At 72.7% G+C, this 19,350-nt stretch carries 9 protein-coding genes and 1 pseudogene; 4 read left to right on the top strand and 6 right to left on the bottom strand.

All coding sequences use genetic code 11. From position 1 onward, the window contains the following. Positions 1-24: 24 nt before the first annotated feature. Entirely contained in the window at positions 25-3,780 is a 3,756-nt protein-coding gene (locus AB0E67_RS20175) for a CDP-glycerol glycerophosphotransferase family protein (RefSeq protein WP_362028696.1), read from the bottom strand. A gap of 114 nt (positions 3,781-3,894) precedes the next feature. Further along, positions 3,895-4,897: pseudogene (locus tag AB0E67_RS20170) on the bottom strand (glycosyltransferase family 2 protein). A gap of 101 nt (positions 4,898-4,998) precedes the next feature. On the opposite strand from AB0E67_RS20170, the gene AB0E67_RS20165 reads away from it, so the two are divergent. Next, complete coding sequence (locus AB0E67_RS20165) at positions 4,999-8,673, top strand: CDP-glycerol glycerophosphotransferase family protein (RefSeq protein WP_362028443.1); 3,675 nt, start codon at positions 4,999-5,001, stop codon at positions 8,671-8,673. A 129-nt stretch (positions 8,674-8,802) separates the two neighbouring features. Here AB0E67_RS20165 and AB0E67_RS20160 read toward each other — a convergent pair whose 3' ends face one another. After that, the gene (locus AB0E67_RS20160) at positions 8,803-9,426 is read right to left on the bottom strand and encodes a TetR/AcrR family transcriptional regulator (RefSeq protein ID WP_362028440.1); all 624 of its coding nucleotides are present in this window, start codon (positions 9,424-9,426) and stop codon (positions 8,803-8,805) included. 129 nt (positions 9,427-9,555) lie between these two features. Here AB0E67_RS20160 and AB0E67_RS20155 point away from each other — a divergent pair, with 129 nt between their 5' ends. Then, on the top strand, positions 9,556-10,497 hold the full coding sequence (locus AB0E67_RS20155) for an ABC transporter permease (protein ID WP_362028438.1): 942 nt from the start codon (positions 9,556-9,558) through the stop codon (positions 10,495-10,497). Further along, on the top strand, positions 10,490-11,305 hold the full coding sequence (locus tag AB0E67_RS20150; RefSeq protein ID WP_362028435.1) for an ABC transporter ATP-binding protein: 816 nt from the start codon (positions 10,490-10,492) through the stop codon (positions 11,303-11,305). Before AB0E67_RS20155 ends, AB0E67_RS20150 begins: the two co-directional genes overlap by 8 nt. A gap of 220 nt (positions 11,306-11,525) precedes the next feature. Here AB0E67_RS20150 and AB0E67_RS20145 read toward each other — a convergent pair whose 3' ends face one another. After that, positions 11,526-16,580, bottom strand: coding sequence for an NAD-glutamate dehydrogenase (locus tag AB0E67_RS20145; protein WP_362028432.1), 5,055 nt, complete (start codon positions 16,578-16,580; stop codon positions 11,526-11,528). Between the two features lie 389 nt (positions 16,581-16,969). Between AB0E67_RS20145 and AB0E67_RS20140 the strand changes: the two genes are divergently transcribed. After that, a complete protein-coding gene (locus AB0E67_RS20140) occupies positions 16,970-17,539 on the top strand; it encodes a DJ-1/PfpI family protein (RefSeq protein WP_362028430.1) in 570 nt (189 codons plus the stop codon). Positions 17,540-17,751: 212 nt separating this feature from the next. On the opposite strand, the gene AB0E67_RS20135 is transcribed toward AB0E67_RS20140, so the two are convergent. Then, a complete protein-coding gene (locus AB0E67_RS20135) occupies positions 17,752-18,423 on the bottom strand; it encodes an HAD family hydrolase (RefSeq protein ID WP_362028427.1) in 672 nt (223 codons plus the stop codon). Positions 18,424-18,606: 183 nt separating this feature from the next. Continuing rightward, complete coding sequence (locus tag AB0E67_RS20130) at positions 18,607-19,113, bottom strand: hypothetical protein (RefSeq protein ID WP_360115547.1); 507 nt, start codon at positions 19,111-19,113, stop codon at positions 18,607-18,609. Between the last annotated feature and the right edge of the window lie 237 nt (positions 19,114-19,350).

The raw sequence follows: 19,350 nt of genomic DNA, 5'->3' as shown, positions 1-19,350 counted from the left end.
CGTACGGACGTCCGCATTTCCGAATCATTCGAACGACTCGGGCGGAATGCCTTCGGGTCCCCGGAGCATGCGGTCGGCCACGTCCGCCGCCGCGTGCCCGCGGTCCAGGTCGCAGAAGTCCCGGCGGAACGCCTCGTACGCCCGCGCGTGCCCCCTGGTGGCGCGCTCCGGGTCGCGCAGCGCCTCGACGAGTCCGGCGGCGCCGGGGATCAGCGGGCCGGGGGCGCGCGCCTCGAAGTCGAAGCAGAAGCCGCGCAGGGTGTCGCGGTAGTGCGCCAGGTCGTGGGTGTGGAACAGCATCGGGCGGCCGGTCAGGGCGAAGTCGAACATCAGCGAGGAGTAGTCGGTGACCAGGGCGTCGCTGATCAGCATCAGTTCGCCGGCGTCCGGGTGGCGCGAGACGTCGCGGACGAAGCCGCTGCCACTGTCCGGCAGCCGGTCGGCGACCAGGTGGTGACGGCGCACCAGCAGCACGGTGTCGACTCCGAGTTCACGCTCGGCGGCGGCCAGGTCGAGGCGCAGGTCGAGGGCGTACCGGCCGCAGCCGCGCGGCTGGTCGTCGCGCCAGGTCGGCGCGTACAGCACGACGCGTCGGCCCTCGGGGATGCCCAGGCGTTCGCGCAGGGCCGCGGCGACCTTGGCCCGGTCCGGGGCGTGGAACAGGTCGTTGCGGGGGTAGCCGCACTCCAGGACCTCGCCCCGGTAGCCGAACGAGCGCCGCAGGACCGGAGTGGAGAAGCCGTTCGGGGAGACCAGGACGCTCCACTGGCGGGCGCGCCGCTCGATGGTGGCGATGTAGGCGGCGTTGGCCTGCGCGGTGCCCGCCAGGTCCAGGCCGATGCGCTTGAGCGGAGTGCCGTGCCAGGTCTGGACGACGAACTGGTCGTCGCGCCGCTCGAACCACTCGGGGAGCTGGGTGTTGGTGACGATGTGACGGCTGGTCGCCAGCGCCTCGTGCCAGGCGGCCGAACCGTGTTCGACGGCGGTGACACCGGCCGGGACGCGCGCCTGCTGGTCGCGCACCACCCACAGGTGCTCGAACTCGACGCCCCGGCGTACCAGTTCCTCGTGGACGGCGCGCGGCGAGTCGGAGTACCGGCGACCGTCGAAGCTGCTGTACAGGACGGTGTCGCGGACGGGCGCGCCGCGTCGGCTCCGGTACGTCCCGCGCAGCAACCGCGTGCCGCGTGGGCCGCGTTCGGCGGCCGGGAGCACCGGTGCGGAGTCGATCAGCAACTGGTCGTGGTGGCGCCGTTCGACGACGTACACGCGTCCGCCGAGGGTGCGGGCGGCGGGCAGGGTGCGGTGGGCGGCGGCCGGGATGCGCAGCGGGGCCTCGTACGCGCCGCCCGCCACGCCGCCGACCGCGCCGGGCTCGCGCAGGAAGAGGTACCAGCGGCCCTGCCCCAGCGGCAGCGGTCCGCCGGGTCCGTCGACGGCGTCCGGCCGGAACGCGGCCCGGAACCGCCGTGCCCCGCCGGTCCCGGAGAACGCGACGGGCAGGACGACCTCCTCGTCGTGGCCGCTGTGCCGGGCCACGAGCACGGCGGGGCGCCCGGGGCGGCCCGGGAAGGTGCCCTCCAGGACGAGCCGGCCGCCGTCGGTCCAAGCCGCGAGGTCGACGGCGGGCTGGACGGCGCGGTCGGTGATCAGCAGGTTGCCGCGCGCGCTCGCGGTGAGGCCGAGTTCGCGCGGTGGGGCCGCGCCCGCCCTGTCCCCGTTCCCGTCCTCCCCCTCCCCGGTTCCGTTCCCGTCCAGCGGGTAGCGGCCCGGAAGCACCGGCCCCGGTACGTCGACCGGCGTGCGCCGCCCGTCCGGGCCGACGAGATGCACGCTGTACGCGATCTGCGCGGGCGGCGCCCCCTCCCCCGCGCCCGCCCGGGCTGCGGCGAAGGCGTCGAGCGGAACGGCCGCGGTGAAGCGGCGCCAGCCGGACGACGCGGGTCCGGCGCTCTCGTGGACCCTGACCGGGCGGTCGAAGGACGTCCCGGAGGGGAGGTGGGTGAGGGAGAGGCGCAGGGGCCCCGCGGCGAGCCGGGCGCGGACCATGCCGTCGATCACCACACTGTCGCCCGGCCCGTCCGCGCCGGGTGCGCCGTTTACGCCGGGCGCGACCAGTGCGGTGCGTGCGCCGGGCGTGACGTGGGCGGTGCGTGCGCCGGGCGTGTCATCCGGGCCGTCCGGGCCGTCCGTACCTACCGGACCGCCCGCCCGGTGGGACTCGAAGCGGGCGTCGATCCGTTCGGCGTGCAGCACCAGCATGCCGTCGTCGAAGGCGGGCACGATGCGGTGGTCGCCATCGGGCCGGTGCACGGGCGGCGGGGCGGCCGCCTCGTTCGTCGAGAGGGCGGAGCGGCGCAGCATGCCGTGCCCGGCGATGCCGATCTCCGGGCGCCAGAGGAGGCGTGCGGGCCCGCGGCGCGCGTCGATGCGGAGCCGGGCCGGGTCGATGACCGTCTCGAACCCGGAGCGGTCGTAGTCGTGCAGGCTCTGCCGCGACCGCGCGGTGGCCTCGGGATCGACGACGGTGCGCAGCCGCAGCGGCACCAGATGGCGGCGCCCGGCGCGCAGCCAGCCGGTCCGGAACTCGCTGACGCGCGAGGTGGCGGGCAGGTTCCGGATGTACGCGTACCCGGACAGATGCAGCCTGCCGTCCTGCCACCGGGCGTCCCGCAGGCGGGCGGTGAGCGGCAGGTCCCGTTCGGCGACCTTGAGCACGGGGCGCGGGACGGGGCCGGTGAGCACCGGGAAGGAGGCGGTGCGCCGCCGCGTGCCCCGTACCGCGAACGCGCCCGGCTCTGCCTTGTCGTGGGCGAGCAGCGCCAGCAGTTCGTCGGTCCGGCGCTCGCGTACGAGATGCCACATCAGCCGCAGACGCACCGGCAACGCGTCCAGGACGGCGGGGTCGACCTGGTCGGTGAACTCGTTGGCGTACGTGAGGAAGGCGCGCCGGTAGTCCTCGTCGCCGTCGGGCAGCGCCTCCATGAAGTACCAGAGGTCGTCGACGAGGACGTGCTCCTCGTACCGTCGTTTGTCGGCGGCGCCGCGGTGCTCGTCGAGGAAGGCGGAGACGCCGAGGATGTGCGAGACACGGTCCTGGACGCCCCGGACGACGGCGCGACGGGAGGTGATCGAACCCGCCCGTTCGCGCCAGTGGTAGACCGTGTCCTTCAGGACGTCGACGGACCGGGCCAGGAAGTGCGCGGGCAGGACGACCGGGATGTCCTCGTAGAGCGCGCCGACCGGGAAGGCGAAGGCGTGCTCGTCCCAGAAGGAGCGGCGGAAGACCTTGTTGCAGGCGATCCGGTCGGCGGCGAGGTCCCAGTCGCGGGAGATGTGGGTGCGCAGCCGGGTCGTCGCCATCGGCCTGCGGAAGTCGGGCGACTGCTGGAGCTTCCCGGAGGGGCGCAGCCGCAGCACGTTGCCGGACGCGAAGTCGGAGCCGGTCTCGTCCAGGGCCCCCAGGAGGAGTTCGTACGCGCGGGGCGGGACCACGTCGTCGCTGTCGACGAAGGCGAGGTGGCGGGCGCCCGGGTCGCAGTGGCGCACCCCGGTGTTGCGGGCGTGGCCGAGGCCGCCGTTGGCCTGGCTGACGAGCCGGAAGCGGCGGTCGCGGGCGGCGAACGCGGTGGCCAGGCCCGCGCTGGCGTCCGTGGACCCGTCGTCGACGATCACCACTTCCAGATCGGTCATCGTCTGCTGCGCGAGGGACCTCAGACAGTCCGTCAGGTAGAGCTCGACGTCGTGGACGGGTACGACGACACTGAGCCGTGGCGGCATGGTGGGCACGTCCGTTCATCGGGGGCCTGACTGTGCGTACGGCTCAACCTCGTGGGCGGCCGGGGGTCACCGGTCGTGGTCTCTCCCGAAGGGGTGACGTCGGCAACGCCGTGCTTACGCTCCGCCGTCCGGGTGCGCCGTGCACTCCGGCACGGTCGCCGGGGGCCGATCCGGCCGGGGTCGTCGCGCACGGCGCGCAGATGGCGGGCGCGGGCCGTCTCGATCCGCGGATCGTGGCCGGTCTTCGGCGCGCAGCCGTTCGTTGGGCGTCGACGACCGCGAAGTGGTCGCGTCCGGGCGTGGCGGCGAAGTTGCCGGTGCGGCGGCGCCGACGGCGGACACGGATCCGGCCGAGGGCATCGAGGGTGCCCGCGTCGACGGCGAGGAGGGTGGCGCGCGCGACGGGCAGGACGTCCTCGTACGGGCCGTCGGTGAAGCGGAGGCCGTGGGTGACCCAGAAGGAGCGGCGGAAGAGGCGCGGCACGGCAGTGGAGAGGGCATCGGTGATGCCGAGGTCCCGGAACCGGAACCGGGTCCGGACCCAGGACCGGATGCGACCCCTGGATCGGGTGCGGCCCCGGAACCGGGGCCCGCTCCTGGTGCGCCCCCGGGTCCGGCACCGGGTCCGGATCCGGGAACGCGGGCGATTTCGGGGGCGCCGAGGGCGACCGGCTCCGGAAGCATGGCGTCCCCCCACCAGTCGACGAGGTCGTGCCCGAGCAGGAGCACGTCCGGCCCGCCCCCGTTCCACCGGCCGTCGATCGCCTCGCCGTTCGGCCGCCCGATCGCCCCCTGCTCGTTCAGTCGGCCCGTGATCGCCTCCAGCGCGCCGGGGCACAGCAGTTCGTCGCCGTCGAGGAAGAGCACGTACCGGCCGCGCGCCTCGGCCGCTCCGGCGTTGCGGGCCGGACCCGCGTCGGTGCGCGGGGAGGGTGAGCACCCCGACCCGCGGGTCGCGGGCCGCGAACTCGGCGGCGATCCGGGCGCTGCCGTCCCGCGACCCGTCGTCGACCACGAGCGGCTCCGGACCGTCAACGCCCCGGCCGAGCACGGATTCCAGGGTCGCCCTGAGATATCCCTGAGCGCCGTGGACGGGCACGACGACGCCGAGGAGCATGGCAGCCGAGGGTAGCCGGGCGTTCGCCGCCCTCCGTACCGCGTGTTCACCCGTTCGGGGCAGTGCCGGTGACCGTGCGCGTCCGCCCCTGTTGTCCGGGCATGAAGCCGCGCCTCAGTGTCGTCGTCCCGGTCCACAACGTCGAGGACTGTCTGGAGGACTGCCTGCGGTCGGTGGCCGGACAGACGGTCTCCGACATCGAAGTGGTCCTCGTCGACGACGGTTCGACGGACGGCAGCACGGACATCGCCCGGGGCTACGCCGCCCGGGACCACCGCTTCCGCTATGTGCGCCGGGACAACGCCGGGCTGAGCGCCGCCCGCAACACGGGCGTGCGGCACACCTCGCCGGATGTGCCGTACCTCGCGTTCGTCGACAGCGACGGCGTCGTCGCCCACGACGCCTTCCAGCGGATGCTGGCCTCGCTGGAGACGACCGGCTCCGACTTCGCCACCGGCAATGTGTGGCGGCTGGACGAGCGGGGGCGGCGGCAGGCGTGGCAGTACCGCTGGCTGACCGCCACCCGGACGCGCGCCCACATCAGCCGCGAGCCACGGCTGCTCACCGACCGGGTCGCGTGGAACAAGGTGTTCCGGCGCTCCTTCTGGGACCGTCATTCCTTCGCATTCCCGGAGGGGAAGCTCTACGAGGACGCGCCCGTGGTGATCCCGGCGCACTACCTCGCGGGCGCGGTCGACGTGCTGCACGAGCACGTCTACTACTGGCGGGTTCGGGAGGGGTCGGTCACCCGGCGACGTACGGACGCGCGGGGCGCACGGGACCGGATCGCGGCGTGCGAGCAGATCAGCGCGTTCCTGGCGGGCCTGGGCGGAATGGCGAACGCGGGTGCGCGACGACGTTACGACCTGTCGTGCCTGCGCGACGACCTCGTGTGCTTCCTGGAGGGGCTCGCGCGGGGCGGGCCCGAGTACCGGAAGGCGTTCATGGCGGGCGCCGGCGCGTTCCTGGACCGGATGGAGCACTTGGACGCGCCGGGCCGGGACGCGATCCAGGAACTGCCCGCGGAGCTGCGGCTCAAGTGGCGGCTGGTGCGGGAGCGTCGACTCGCCGACCTGCTGTCCGTGCTCGCCTTCGAACGGGCCAACGGGGCGGGGACGTTCCTGGTCGGCGGGGTGCCGGGGCTGCGGCAGGCCGGTTTTCCCGGTCTGCCGGACGTCGTCCGCCTGGCACGCGCCGATCTCCCGGCCGTGGCACGGCTGTCGGAGGCCCGGTGGAGCTACGACGGGAAGCTGCGGCTGCGCGGCTACGCGTACGTCCGCAACCTCCCGGTCGCCTCGCCGCGCCACTCGCTGAAGATGGGCATGGTGCGCGCGGTCCACGGCCGGCAGCTGCGCACGGTACCGGTGCGAAACGTTCCGTCGCCCGAGGCGACCATCAACTCCGGTCAGGAGCTCCATAGTTACGAGAACTCCGGCTTCGAGCTGACCCTCGATCCGCGCCGACTGCGGTCCGGTGAATGGCTGGTGGGCGTCATGGTGGCCGCGCACGGCACGGTCCGCCGGGTGGCCGTGCGCACGGCGGAGGCGGGTGCCGTCCAGCCGCTCGTCCACGACCTGGGCGACGGGTTGCGGGCGGTGCTCGACCACCGGGGAGGGCGGCTTCGGCTGAGCCTGGTGCGGCTCCCGGCCCGGTGCGAGGACCGGCGCTTCGGCGGGAACGGCCGTCGCGGCGATGGCGCGTTGGAGCTGACCGGTCGGCTGTACGCGGGCGCACGCCCCAAGGCGGTGGTGCTGACCTGCGACGGAGTGCCGGACCAGGAGTTCGGCCACCCGGTCGAGTGCCGGGCGGACGGCCGGTTCACAGTACGGATCCCGCTGGCCGACCTCGCCGGGATGGCGTCCGCGCCACCGGTCCCGCACCGGGCGCCGCCCGAGGTGGAGCGGGAGCCCGGCGGGCGGTGGCGGGCGCGGCTGGTGCTGGCGGACGGCTCGCGGGTGCCGCTGGCCGCCGCCCCGGAGACGGCTCCGCCGGTGGTGGCGGACGCGGCGGGCGAGTTGGTGCTGGACCTGAGCGGACAGCCGTTCGTGGACGCGGCCGTCTGGACGGCGGAAGGGGCTCTGCGGGTCGAGGGGGTGACCGGGGCCGGAACGCGCCTGCGGCAGGCGGAGGGCCCGGCCCGCCTGGTCCTGCGGCACGAGACACTGCGCGAGACGGTGGCGGTCCCCGTCACCCACGCCCCGCCGCGCGCGGGGGCGGGCGCCTACGGGAAGCCGGGCACCGGGGCGCATGAGGGAGCGGGCTCCGGAACGTACGCCGGTGCGCATGTGGGAGCGCGCGCCGACTCGTACGAAGGCTCACGCAAAGGGGCGTACGCCGATTCGTACGAGGAGGCGGATGCAGGCGCATACGAGGGGCGCCGCTTCACCGCGTTCCTGGCACCGTCGGTGGCGGCGGGACTGCACGAGGGTCACTGGGACGCGTATCTGGGCGGCCGTCCGGTCCGGGTCCTGGCCGCGCTCGGCGCCCGGCTGCCGCTGCCCCGGCACGGCACGGACCCGGCGGCCCCCGCGCCCGACCGGGAGTTCGCCCTGGAGCGCCGGTTCGGGGACCGGCTGGCGCTGCGGGCCGGCCCGGTCCTCCGTGCCACCGAGCGGGGCGCGTTCCGCCGGGCGGAACTGCGCGGCACGCACTACTCGTCGCGGCGCACGCTCCCGTTGTGGGACGCCGTCCTCTACGCGGGCGGCGGCGCGAACGGCGGCGGACCGCGCGCCGTGCACGCCGAACTGGTGCGCCGGGGCGTGGAGACGAAGCACCTCTGGGTGACCGACGGGCTCCACGGCCCGCTCCCGCCCGCCGCCGTCCCGGTCGTCGAGCACAGTGCCGCCTGGTACGAGGCACTGGCCCGGTCCCGCCGAATCGTCACCGCGGGGCAGCTGCCCGAGTGGTTCGAGCGGCGGCCCGGCCAGACCGTCGTGCAGACCTGGCACGGCGCCCCGCTCGGCCGCTTCGGCACGGACCTGGGCGGCACCCTGTACGCCGACCACCACCGGCTCGCCTCGCTGCCGCGCCGGGCGGCCCAGTGGTCCGTCCTGGTCTCCCCCAGCCGCCACTCGACCCCGTTGCTGCGCCGCGCGCTCGGCTACGACGGCGAGGTCCTGGAGGCGGGGTCACCGGCCAACGACCTGCTCTTCGCCACGGACCGGGCCAAGACCGCCGAGCGATTGCGCCATCGGCTCGGCGTCCCGGACGGCCGCCGTGTCGTGCTGTACGCGCCGACCTACCGCGACCACCTCGCCCACCCGTCCGGCACCGACGGCGAGCACCCCCGCTACCGCTGGGACCCGGCCCTCGACCTGGCCGCCCTGTCCCGTTCCCTGGGCGACGGCCACACCGTGCTGGTGCGGCGCCACCCGCGGGTGACCGGGACCGTGCCCGAGGAGCACGGCGTGCGCGACGTGTCGACGCACCCGGACGTCGCGGAGCTGCTCCTGATCGCCGACGTGCTGGTGACGGACTACTCGGGCGTGATGTTCGACTTCGCGCACACCGGCCGCCCGATGCTCTTCCACACCTACGACCTGGCCCACTACCGCGACACGGTGCGCGGCTTCTGTCTGGACTTCGAGACCCGGGCGCCCGGCCCGCTGCTCCCCCGCACCGACGACATCGCCGGGGTACTGCGCGATCCCGGCAACCTGGCCGCCTCGGTCGCCCGGTACGCGGCGGCGTACGAGAGCTTCCGCAGGGACTTCTGCGACCTGGACGACGGCCGGGCCGCCTCCCGCGTCGCGGACCGGCTGCTGGCCGCGGGGTAGACGTTCAGCACCCGGCCACGCGCCGCGCGCCTCGAACCCTCACGCCGTACGCGCCGCGCGCACCGGGCGCGCCTTGAGTCGAGGTCCCGCACCGGGCACGCCGGGCGCGCCGGACGCCGCCTTGGGGCTTCACGACGTGCCCGCGCCGCCCGCTCTGAGCGCCGCGACCGCCGAGGACGCCAGGTCGTCGAGGTAGCCCTTGGGCAACGGGGTACGGACGACGGCGAGCCGCCAGTAGAGCGGGCCGACGATCAGGTCCAGGGCCCGGTCCGGATCGCTGCCCTCGGGGAGCTCGCCGCGTGCCACCGCGTCGCGCACGACCACGGCGGCGATGCCCTGCTGCGGATCCAGCAGAGCGGCCTTGATGGTGTCGGCGATCTCCGGATTGCGGACCGCCTCGACCAGCAGGTCCGGGATGACCTGCGAGGCGACCGGATGCCGCAGTGCGTAGGAGGCGAGTTCCAGCACGGCACGGACGTCCCCGTGCAGCGAACCGGTGGCCGGGGCCGGCATGCCCTGCACGGCCACGGCGGACACCAGGTCGAGCACCAGGGCCAGCTTGGACTTCCAGCGCCGGTAGACGGCGGTCTTGCCGACGCCCGCGCGCCGGGCGATGCCCTCGATCGACATCCGGGCGAACCCCACAGCGGCCAGTTCCTCGAAGACCGCGCTGCGGATCGCGTCGGTGACGTCCTCGCGCAGCACGGCGGCTCCGGCGGGGGCACGGCGGCGGGTTCCGGGAGCGGTGGTCATGGCCGAATCATAGTCCGCCACGACGAAACGGTTGCGTTGCGACGTCTATGCGCCCTACCCTCGGCGTTGCGACGATACGGTCCCGTTCCATCGACCGATCCCGTATTCCCCCCTCCGTCGAAAGCGATCGTGGTGAGCCAGACAACGACTCCAGCGGCCCCGGCCGGCACCCCCGCCGCCGCGTCCCTCCCGGCGTACGCCCCGGGCGAGCTGGCCGCGCTCGCCGCCCGGCACGGCCTGGCCGTGAGCGGGGCACGGCCCTCGCTCGGCACCTACGTCCGGCAGCTGTGGGACCGGCGGCACTTCATCACGGCGTTCGCCACCGCCAAGCTGACCGCCCAGTACAGCCAGGCGAAGCTCGGCCAGATCTGGCAGATCATGACCCCGCTGCTGAACGCCACGGTCTACTACTTCATCTTCGGCGTGCTGATGGACACCAGGCGCAACGTCGAGGACTTCGTGCCGTTCCTCGTCACCGGTGTGTTCATCTGGACCTTCACCAGCAGCTCGATCACCGTCGGGACGCGCGCGATCAGCGGCAATCTCGGACTCGTCCGGGCGCTGCACTTCCCGCGCGCCTCGCTGCCGATCGCGCTGGCCCTCCAGCAGCTCCAGCAGCTGCTGTTCTCGCTGGCCGCGCTGGCAGTGATCCTGGTCGGGTTCGGGCAGTTCCCCAAGCCGTCCTGGCTGCTGGCGATCCCGGCACTGTTCCTCCAGTCCGTGTTCAACACCGGCGTGTCCATGGCGGTGGCGCGGGTCACCGCCAGGACCCCGGACATCGCCCAGCTGGTGCCGTTCGTCCTGCGCACCTGGATGTACGCCTCCGGCGTCATGTGGAGCGTCGACCAGATGCTCAAGGGCGACCGGGTCCCGCACATCGTCGAGGTGGCCCTGAAGTGCAATCCGGCCGCCGTCTTCATCGACCTGATGCGGTTCGCGCTCATCGACAGCTTCGACGCGTCCCATCTGCCACCGCACGTCTGGGCGATCGCGGCGGGCTGGGCGCTGGTGTGCGGCGTGGGCGGTTTCTTGTACTTCTGGCAGGCGGAGGAGCGGTACGGACGTGGCTGACCACAACGGCAACATCGGCGGCGGCAATGGTGTCGGCGGCGACGAGCGCGTGCCGACCGTCGTCGTGGACGACGTGCACATCACGTACAAGGTCAACGGCGCCCGCGCCGGGCGGGGCAGCGCGACCTCGGCGCTCAGCCGGATCGTCTCGCGCCGGCAGACCCCCGGGGTGCGCGAGGTGCACGCCGTGAAGGGGGTGAGCTTCGCCGCGTACCGGGGCGAGGCCATCGGCCTGATCGGTTCCAACGGCTCGGGCAAGTCGACGCTGCTGAAGGCGATCGCCGGGCTGCTGCCCGCGACGAAGGGCCGGGTGTACACCCAGGGCCAGCCCTCGCTGCTCGGCGTGAACGCGGCCCTGATGGGCGATCTGACCGGGGAGCGCAACGTGGTGCTCGGCGGTCTCGCGATGGGCATGTCCCGGGCCCAGGTCCGCGAGCGCTACCAGGAGATCGTCGACTTCTCCGGCATCAACGAGAAGGGCGACTTCATCACGCTGCCGATGCGGACGTACTCCTCCGGCATGGGCGCCCGGCTGCGCTTCTCGATCGCGGCGGCCAAGAGCCACGACGTGCTCCTGATCGACGAGGCGCTGTCCACCGGGGACGCCAGGTTCCAGCGGCGCAGCAAGGAACGGATCGTGGAGCTGCGCGAGGAGGCCGGGACGGTCTTCCTGGTCAGCCACAGCAACAAGTCGATCACCGAGACGTGTGAACGGGCGATCTGGCTGGAGGCCGGGACGCTGCGTATGGACGGTCCGGCGGACGAGGTCGTGGCCGCGTACGAGAGGTTCACGTCCGGCGGCAGATGAGCGGGCCGTCGGGATGTCGGGCACTCCACGAGCGCGACGACGAGGGCGGGGCGGGCACCGGATCTCCGGTGCCCGCCCCGCCCTCGTGTCAGGCGTACCCGCCCTCGTGCCAGGCGTTCTCGGCCATCCCGTCCCGTCCCCCGTCGTCGGGCGCCGCGCACCCTCGTCGGGTGGCGCGCACGCCCTCGGCGGGCGGGCCTTCCTGGTGCCGGGAGCGGCACTAGCCGTGCGTGCGCAGCAGCGTCCGCATGGTCCGCATGGCCACCGACAGGTTCGCCAGGTCGAACGCGTCCGAACCCCGGATCTCCTCCAGGGTGGCCCGCGACCGGGTGAGGATCGCCGCGTTCTTCTCCTCCCACGCCTCGAACCGCTCCTGGGGCGTCGAGCCCCCGTTGCCCACGGACAGCACGTCCGCGGTGAGCGCGGCGTGCGCCGCGTACAGGTCCTCGCGGATGGAGGCACGGGCCATGGACTGCCAGCGGTCGGCCCGCGGCAGCTCGATGATCCGGTCCATCAGCTGGGTGATGCCGAGCCGGTGCGCGAGGTCGTAGTACACCTCGGCGACGGCGAGCGGCTCCTTGCCGGTGCGCTCCGCGATCGCCACGACGTCCAGCGCCGGGAAGGCGGAGGAGAATCCGGCGACCCGCTGGGCCAGCTCGCCCGGGACGCCCGCCTCGGTCAGCTCGTCCAGGATCGACTGGTACCAGTCCAGGTCGGCGCCCTGGAGCACCTTCGGCAGCTCGGCCCAGACCTGCTCGACGCCCGCCTTGAAGAAGTCGATCGTCTCGGCGATCGCCAGCGGCTGCGGCCGGTTGCCGAGCAGCCAGCGCGTACCGCGCTCGACGAGCCGACGCGAGTGCAGCCGGATCCGGATCTGGACGTCGGCGGCGACCTCGTTGTCGAGCGCCTCGACGGCGTCCCACACCTGGCCGAGCCCGAAGATCTCACGGGCCGCGAACTGCGCCCGCACGATCTCCTCGATGGACGCGCCGGTCTCTTCCCGGAACCGGTGCAGGAAGCTCGAACCGCCGGTGTTGACGGTGTCGTTGACCAGGACCGTGGTGATGATCTCGCGGCGCAGCGCGTGCCCGTCGACCGCCTCGGTGAACTGCTCGCGCAGCTGGTGCGGGAAGTAGGCGTGCAGCAGCTTCTGGAGGTGCGGGTCGTCCGGCAGGCTGGTCCGGATGAGGTCCCGGGCCGCCGTGATCTTGGTGTAGGCGAGCAGCACGGCCAGCTCCGGCTGGGTCAGCCCCTTGCCGCCGTTCAGCAGCTCGCGGATCTGCCGGTCGCTGGGCAGGAACTCCAGCCCGCGGTCCAGGTCACCGTCGCGGCCCAGTCGGCGCATGAAGCGCTGGTGGGCGTGGAGCAGGGACGCCGACTGGGCGGTGGCGTTGGCGAGCGCCACGTTCTGCGCGTAGTTGTTGCGCAGCACCAGGCGGCCGATCTCGTCGGTCATCTCCGCGAGCAGCTTGTTGCGCTGCTTGACGGTCATGTCGCCGTCGCGGACGAGACCGTTGAGCAGGATCTTGATGTTCACCTCGTGGTCGGAGGTGTCCACACCGGCGCTGTTGTCGATCGCGTCGGTGTTGATCCTGCCGCCGCCGCGGGCGAACTCGATCCGGCCGAGCTGAGTGGCGCCGAGGTTGCCGCCCTCGCCGACGACCTTGGCCCGCAGGTCCCGGCCGTCGACCCGGATCGCGTCGTTGCCCTTGTCGCCGACATCGGCGTTCGACTCGGCGGAGGACTTGATGTACGTGCCGATGCCGCCGTTCCACACCAGGTCCACGGGGGCCTTGAGGATGGTCTGCATCAGCTCGGCGGGCGTCATCTTGGTGATGCCCGGCTCGATGCCCAGCACCTCGCGCATGTGCGCGTTGACCGGGATGGACTTGGCGGTGCGCGGGTGCACGCCGCCGCCCGCGGAGAGCAGGTTCTTGTCGTAGTCGGCCCAGGAGCTGCGCGGCAGGTCGAAGAGGCGGCGCCGCTCGGCGTACGAGGCGGCGGCGTCCGGCGTCGGGTCGATGAAGATGTGCCGGTGGTCGAAGGCGGCCACGAGGCGGATGTGCTCGGAGAGCAGCATGCCGTTGCCGAACACGTCACCCGACATGTCACCGACGCCGACGACCGTGAAGTCCTGGGTCTGGGTGTCGTGGCCGAGTTCGCGGAAGTGCCGCTTGACGGACTCCCAGGCGCCCCGGGCGGTGATGCCCATGCCCTTGTGGTCGTAACCGGCGGAGCCTCCGGAGGCGAACGCGTCGCCGAGCCAGAAGCCGTATCCGACGGCGACCTCGTTGGCGATGTCGGAGAACTTCGCGGTGCCCTTGTCGGCGGCGACGACCAGGTAGGTGTCGTCCTCGTCGTGCCGGACGACGCCCTCGGGCGGCACGACCTCGCCGGCCACCATGTTGTCGGTGATGTCGAGCAGCGCCGAGATGAACGTGCGGTACGAGGCGATGCCCTCGGCCATCCAGGCGTCACGGTCGACGGCCGGGTCCGGGAGACGCTTGGCGACGAAGCCGCCCTTGGCGCCGACCGGCACGATGACGGTGTTCTTCACCATCTGCGCCTTGACCAGGCCGAGGATCTCCGTGCGGAAGTCCTCCCGCCGGTCCGACCAGCGCAGACCGCCTCGGGCGACCTTGCCGAAGCGCAGGTGCACGCCCTCGACGCGCGGCGAGTAGACCCAGATCTCGAACGCCGGACGGGGCGCGGGCAGGTCCGGGATGGACTGCGGGTCGAACTTCATCGAGACGTAACCGTGCGGCTCGCCGTCGGCCCCCGTCTGGAAGAAGTTGGTGCGCAGGGTGGCCTTGATGACGGTGAGGAAGGCGCGCAGGATCCGGTCCTCGTCGAGCGAGGCGACCTGGTCCAGGGCCCCGTCCAGCTCCTCCAGGAGTCCGTCGGTCAGCTCGGTGCCGGCACTCTGCCGCTCCGGGGACATCCGGGCCTCGAAGAGCGAGACCAGCAGCCGGGTGGTGTGGACGTTGTTGCGGAGAGTGCTCTCCATGTAGTCCTGGCTGAAGGTCGAACCGGCCTGCCGCAGGTACTTCGCGTAGGCGCGCAGCACCATCGCCTGGCGCCAGGTCAGCCCGGCGCCCAGCACCAGCGCGTTGAAGCCGTCGTTCTCGGCCGCGCCGGTCCACACGGCGGCGAAGGCGTCCTGGAACCGGTCCCGGGCGTCGTCGGCGAGGTAGGCGCCGGTGCCGTTGGTCTGCGGCATCCGCAGACCGAAGTCGTAGATCCACGCGTGGGTACGGTCCGCGCAGCGCAGCTCGTACGGGCGCTCGTCGACGACCTCGACGCCGAGCCGTTGCAGGGCGGGGAGGACGGCGGACAGGGAGACCTGCTCGCCGGTCCGGTAGATCTTGAACCGGCGCTCGCCCGGGGCGGCGCCGACCGGCTCGTACAGGCTGAGGGCGAAGTCCTTCTCGTCCTTCTTGAGCGCTTCGAGGTGGACGAGGTCGGCCACCGCGGCGCGCGGCGAGTGGTCGGCCTTGTAGCCCTCGGCGAAGGCGCGGCCGTACTGGCGCAGCAGCTCGGCGGCGCGCTCCTCGCCGCACTCGGCGGTGAGGGCCTCCTGGAAGCCGTCGGCCCAGGAGCGGGCGGCCTCGACGAGCCGGGCCTCGATGCGGTCGGCCTCGGCGTCCGTGAGGTCGGGCAGCTCGGTGCCGGGCGCGACCCGGACCACGAAGTGCAGCCGGGAGAGGATCGACTCGGTGTTCCAGGCGGTGAAGTCGACGCTGGTGCCGCCCAGCTCCTCCTTGAGGATGTCGATCAGGCGCAGCCGTACGCCGGTGGTGTAGCGGTCGCGCGGCAGGTAGACGATCGCGGAGTAGTAGCGCCCGTACTCGTCCTGGCGCAGGTAGAGCCGCAGCCGACGGCGCTCCTGGAGGTACAGCACGGAGGTGACGACGGAACGCAGCTGGTCGACGGGCGTCTGGAACAGGTCGTCGCGCGGGTACGTCTCCAGGATCTGGAGCAGGTCGCGGCCGTCGTGGCTGTTGGGCGAGAAGCCCGCGCCGTCCAGCACCTCGGCGACCTTGCGGCGGATGACGGGCACCCGGCGCACGGACTCGGTGTAGGCGGCGGACGAGAACAGGCCGAGGAAACGGCGCTCCCCGATGACGTTGCCTTCGGCGTCGAACTTCTTCACGCCGACGTAGTCGAGGTAGCTGGGGCGGTGCACGGTCGCCCGGCTGTTGGCCTTGGTGAGGACGAGGAGCTTGCGCTCGCGGGCCTTGGCCCTGACGTCGGCGGGCAGCCGGTCGAAGGACGGGCTGACGGGGTGGGCCTCGTCCACGCTGTGGTGCGGGTCGGAGCGCAGGATGCCGAGGCCGGTGCCGGGCACGGCGGCCAGCGCGTCGGTCTCCTTGAGCTCGTACTCGCGGTAACCGAGGAAGGTGAAGTGGTCGGCGGCGAGCCAGCGCAGCAGCTCCCTGGCCTCGTTGACCTCCTCGTCGGCGAGGTCGTCCAGCGGCTCGGCGGGCAGGTCGTCGGCGATGCGGAGCGCGGCGTCGCGCATCTTCTCCCAGTCCTCGACGGCCTCCCGTACGTCGGACAGCACCCGCAGCAGGTCGGCGGCGATCTGCTGGAGGTCGGAGCGGTCGGTCTCGCGGTCGATCTCGACGTGGATCCAGGACTCGACGAGCGCGTCGTGCGGCAGCTCGGTGCCCTTGGCCCCCTTGGCGCCGGTGCCCTTCGTCGCCTTGGCGCCCTTGGTCGGCTCGGCATCCTTCCGGCCCTGCGGGGTCGCCTGGAGGCCGTTGCCCTCGGAGAGGACCTCGATGAGCTTGCCGGTGACGTCACGGCGCACGACGACCTGCGGGTGGATCACGACGTGGATGCCGCGGCCTTGGCGGGACAGTTCGTTGGTGACGGAGTCGACCAGGAACGGCATGTCGTCGGTGACGACCTCGACGACGGAGTGGCTGGACGTCCAGCCGTTCTCCTCGACGGTCGGGGTGTGCACCCGGACGTTCGCCGTGCCCTGCGGGCGGACCTCCGCGAGCCGGTAGTGGGAGGCGGCGGCGCCGAACACGTCGACGGGGTCGCGACCGCTGATGTCCTCCGGAGCGGTGTGCAGGTAGTAACGCTGGAGGTACGCGAGGATCGTGTCCTGTCCGGGACGCTCCTGTCCCGTCCCGTTGCCGTCGGCCCCGGCGCCCGCCTGCGGGGCACCACCCGGGCCACCGACACCACCGCCCGGGCTGTGCTCAGCTACCTTGGCGGCCCGTGCGAGCAGCTCGGCCTTGGCTTCGTCCAGCTTGGTCTGCATGTCCTCTGGCTCCTGTCGCGCGCCGTTGCGTGACGTAGGTGTAAACAGCGACGTACCGCCACGACACGGGTTTTCCGGTCTGAGTCGACGGTATGCCGCTATGAGGGGTGTCCGGGGCGGTATCGGTAATTCTTGACCGTCGGCCCGGGTGGAGAGGATCAGGCATGGCCCGGGTGCTGAGGCACTCCGGGCGCAGATCGGGGGCTCCGCTGCCCCCGAGGCATATCGCGCTGATCACGAGGTCCAGGCTATCTCGACCGCCCCCATAACCGTCATGAGCCGCATGTGTACAAAAGATGGTCGGGAAGTTTGACACTCTGGACAGCGCGTCGCCCCGTGTTGCCGCACTCTGGTAGACGGAACAGGCCGACGACCCGTGGGAGCCCGCCATGGCACCGAAGATCCTGATCGTCACCGGCGACGCCGCCGAGTCGCTGGAGGTCCTCTATCCGTACCAGCGGCTGCGCGAGGAGGGCTACGACGTCCACATCGCCGCCCCCGCCCGCAAGACGCTCCGCTTCGTGGTCCACGACTTCGAGCCCGGCTTCGACACGTACACGGAGAAGCCCGGGTACACCTGGCCCGCCGACCTGGCCTTCTCCGAGGTCGCCCCGGCGGACTACGTGGCGCTGGTCGTGCCGGGCGGCCGGGCTCCCGAGTATCTTCGCAACGACCCGGAGCTGCGCAAGATCCTCAAGGCGTTCTTCGACTCGGACCGGCCTGTCGCCCAGATCTGCCACGGCCCGCTGATGACGGCGGCGGTCGGCGCGCTGGCCGGTCGGCGCGTCACCGCCTACCCCGCGCTGGAGCTGGACATGCAGGCGGCGGGCGCCACCTTCGAGGACCACGAGGCCGTGGTCGACGGCATGCTGATCTCGTCCCGTGCCTGGCCGGACCATTCGGCGTGGATGCGCGAATTCCTGAAGGTGCTCCGCACGAAGGCGCCGGTGACGGCCTGAGCCCAGGGCCCCGGCAACCGGCCGGGACGACGCTCCCGGCGACAGGACCGCGGAACACACGGCACATGCGGGACGCACAGGTCACGCGGCACGCGCGGAACGCACAGGAGGCTCGGGGCACACGGGAGACCCGGGACGCCCGTGTCCGTGCAGCCCGTCATGTCACCCGCTTCGCCCGGCCGTCCCAGGCTCTTCACGCCACCCCGGTGGTCTCACCCGGTGATTCTCGTGGCCAGGTCGGCGGCCTCGGCCAGACTGTCCACCACCGGCACCCCCGCCGCCTCCAGGCTGGCCCTGCTGTGCGACCCCCCGGTGTAGAGCACGGCCTTCGCGCCGACGTGGGCCGCGGCCACGGCGTCGTCCAGGGCATCGCCGATGACCACCATGTACTCCGGGGATATGCCGTCCAACGCGGCGATGTGCCGTTCCATGTGCCGCGCCTTGCTGCCGCCGGACGGGCCGGTGCGCCCGTCGACCCGAAGGAAGTGCCGCTCGATGCCGTACCCCCGCACCACCGGGACCAGGTGCTCATGGCCGTACATGCTCAGCAGTGACTGGCTCCCGCCGGTCAGCTGCCACTGCGAGAGCAGGTCCGCGGCTCCCTCGGTGAGCCCGCAGGCGGCGCGCCGTTCGGCGTAGTACTCGTGGAAGATCACATCCATCCGCTCCCACTCGGCGTCCGTGGGGAGCCGCCCCATCAGCCGCTCGTAGAAGCGGGGAATCGGGACGCAGTACATCTCGCGGTACTGCTCCAGCGTGATCGGCGCCAGCCCGACCTCGCCGAAGGCCGCGTTCGTCGCCCCGACGACCGCCGCGTTGTCGTCGAGCAGAGTGCCGTTCCAGTCCCAGACCAGATGCGTGCGGTGCTTTCCGTGCGTCCCCATGCCGTAGAAAGTACCGCGCGGGTCCGACAGTCCGTGCGGGAGCGGCCGTGACCGGGGCGGGCGGGACGCATGAGGCGCCCCGTGCCGTGCCCGAGCCCGGTTTCCCGGCCTCTGCCGTTCGCCCTTCGCGGAAGCTGCTCCCGGCCTCCGTCGTTCCCCGGGCACCGCTCCGGGCCCGCGCTCTCAGCCGATCAGGTTCGGGATCTCCTGGACGCCGAACCACAGCAGCTCATGGTCCTCGGCACCGTCCACGACGAACTGCGCGTCGTCGTCACCGAGGTCCGCCGCACCCAGCGCGGCCGCGGCGGCGCTGACGTCCTTCTCGGCGTCGTCCGCGTCGACGTGCACCGCCGCCGCCACGGTCAAGGACACGGGAGACGCGATGCGCACCTCGCCGAGCGACGAGGCGTCGAGGCTGCGGTCCGGGTCGGCCACGGCCGCACCATCCGGTACGTCGACGGCGACGACGACCCTCCGGCGAACGGCGTCGGGGTCCCCGGCGATCATCCGCAGCGAGGCGGCGGCGGCCCGGTTGAGCGCCGCGTACTCCAACTCCTCGATGTCGTCGGACACGTACCACTCGCGCAGTCCGGGGGTCACGGCGTAGGCGGTCAGCGGGCCGGGACCGATCTCCCCCGCCCGGTGCGCCGCTGCGAGACCGGAAAGGGTCAGGGGGACGTACACGCGCATGGCTGGCCGCTTTCGTAGTCGGAATCGCCCTCAGGATACGTGCGACGTCCCCCTTTGGGGCTACGCGCACCGGGCCCGCCCCCGTCCACCCGGCAACCGCCCCTCACCCTCCCCCGGCCCGCCGCACACCCCGCACGCCACCGCCCTCATCACCCGGATAGGTGATTCGCCCCGACCGTGTCCAACGCCACACCGGTGCTTGCGGGCGCCTCGCCGTCACCGTAGAAGGTCCCCATC

This window comes from Streptomyces sp. NPDC032161 (assembly GCF_040636995.1).
In the GTDB taxonomy this organism is placed as follows: Bacteria; Actinomycetota; Actinomycetes; order Streptomycetales; family Streptomycetaceae; genus Streptomyces.
Note: the sequence above shows the minus strand (reverse complement) of the source record. Positions and strands in the feature narration are given on the sequence as shown.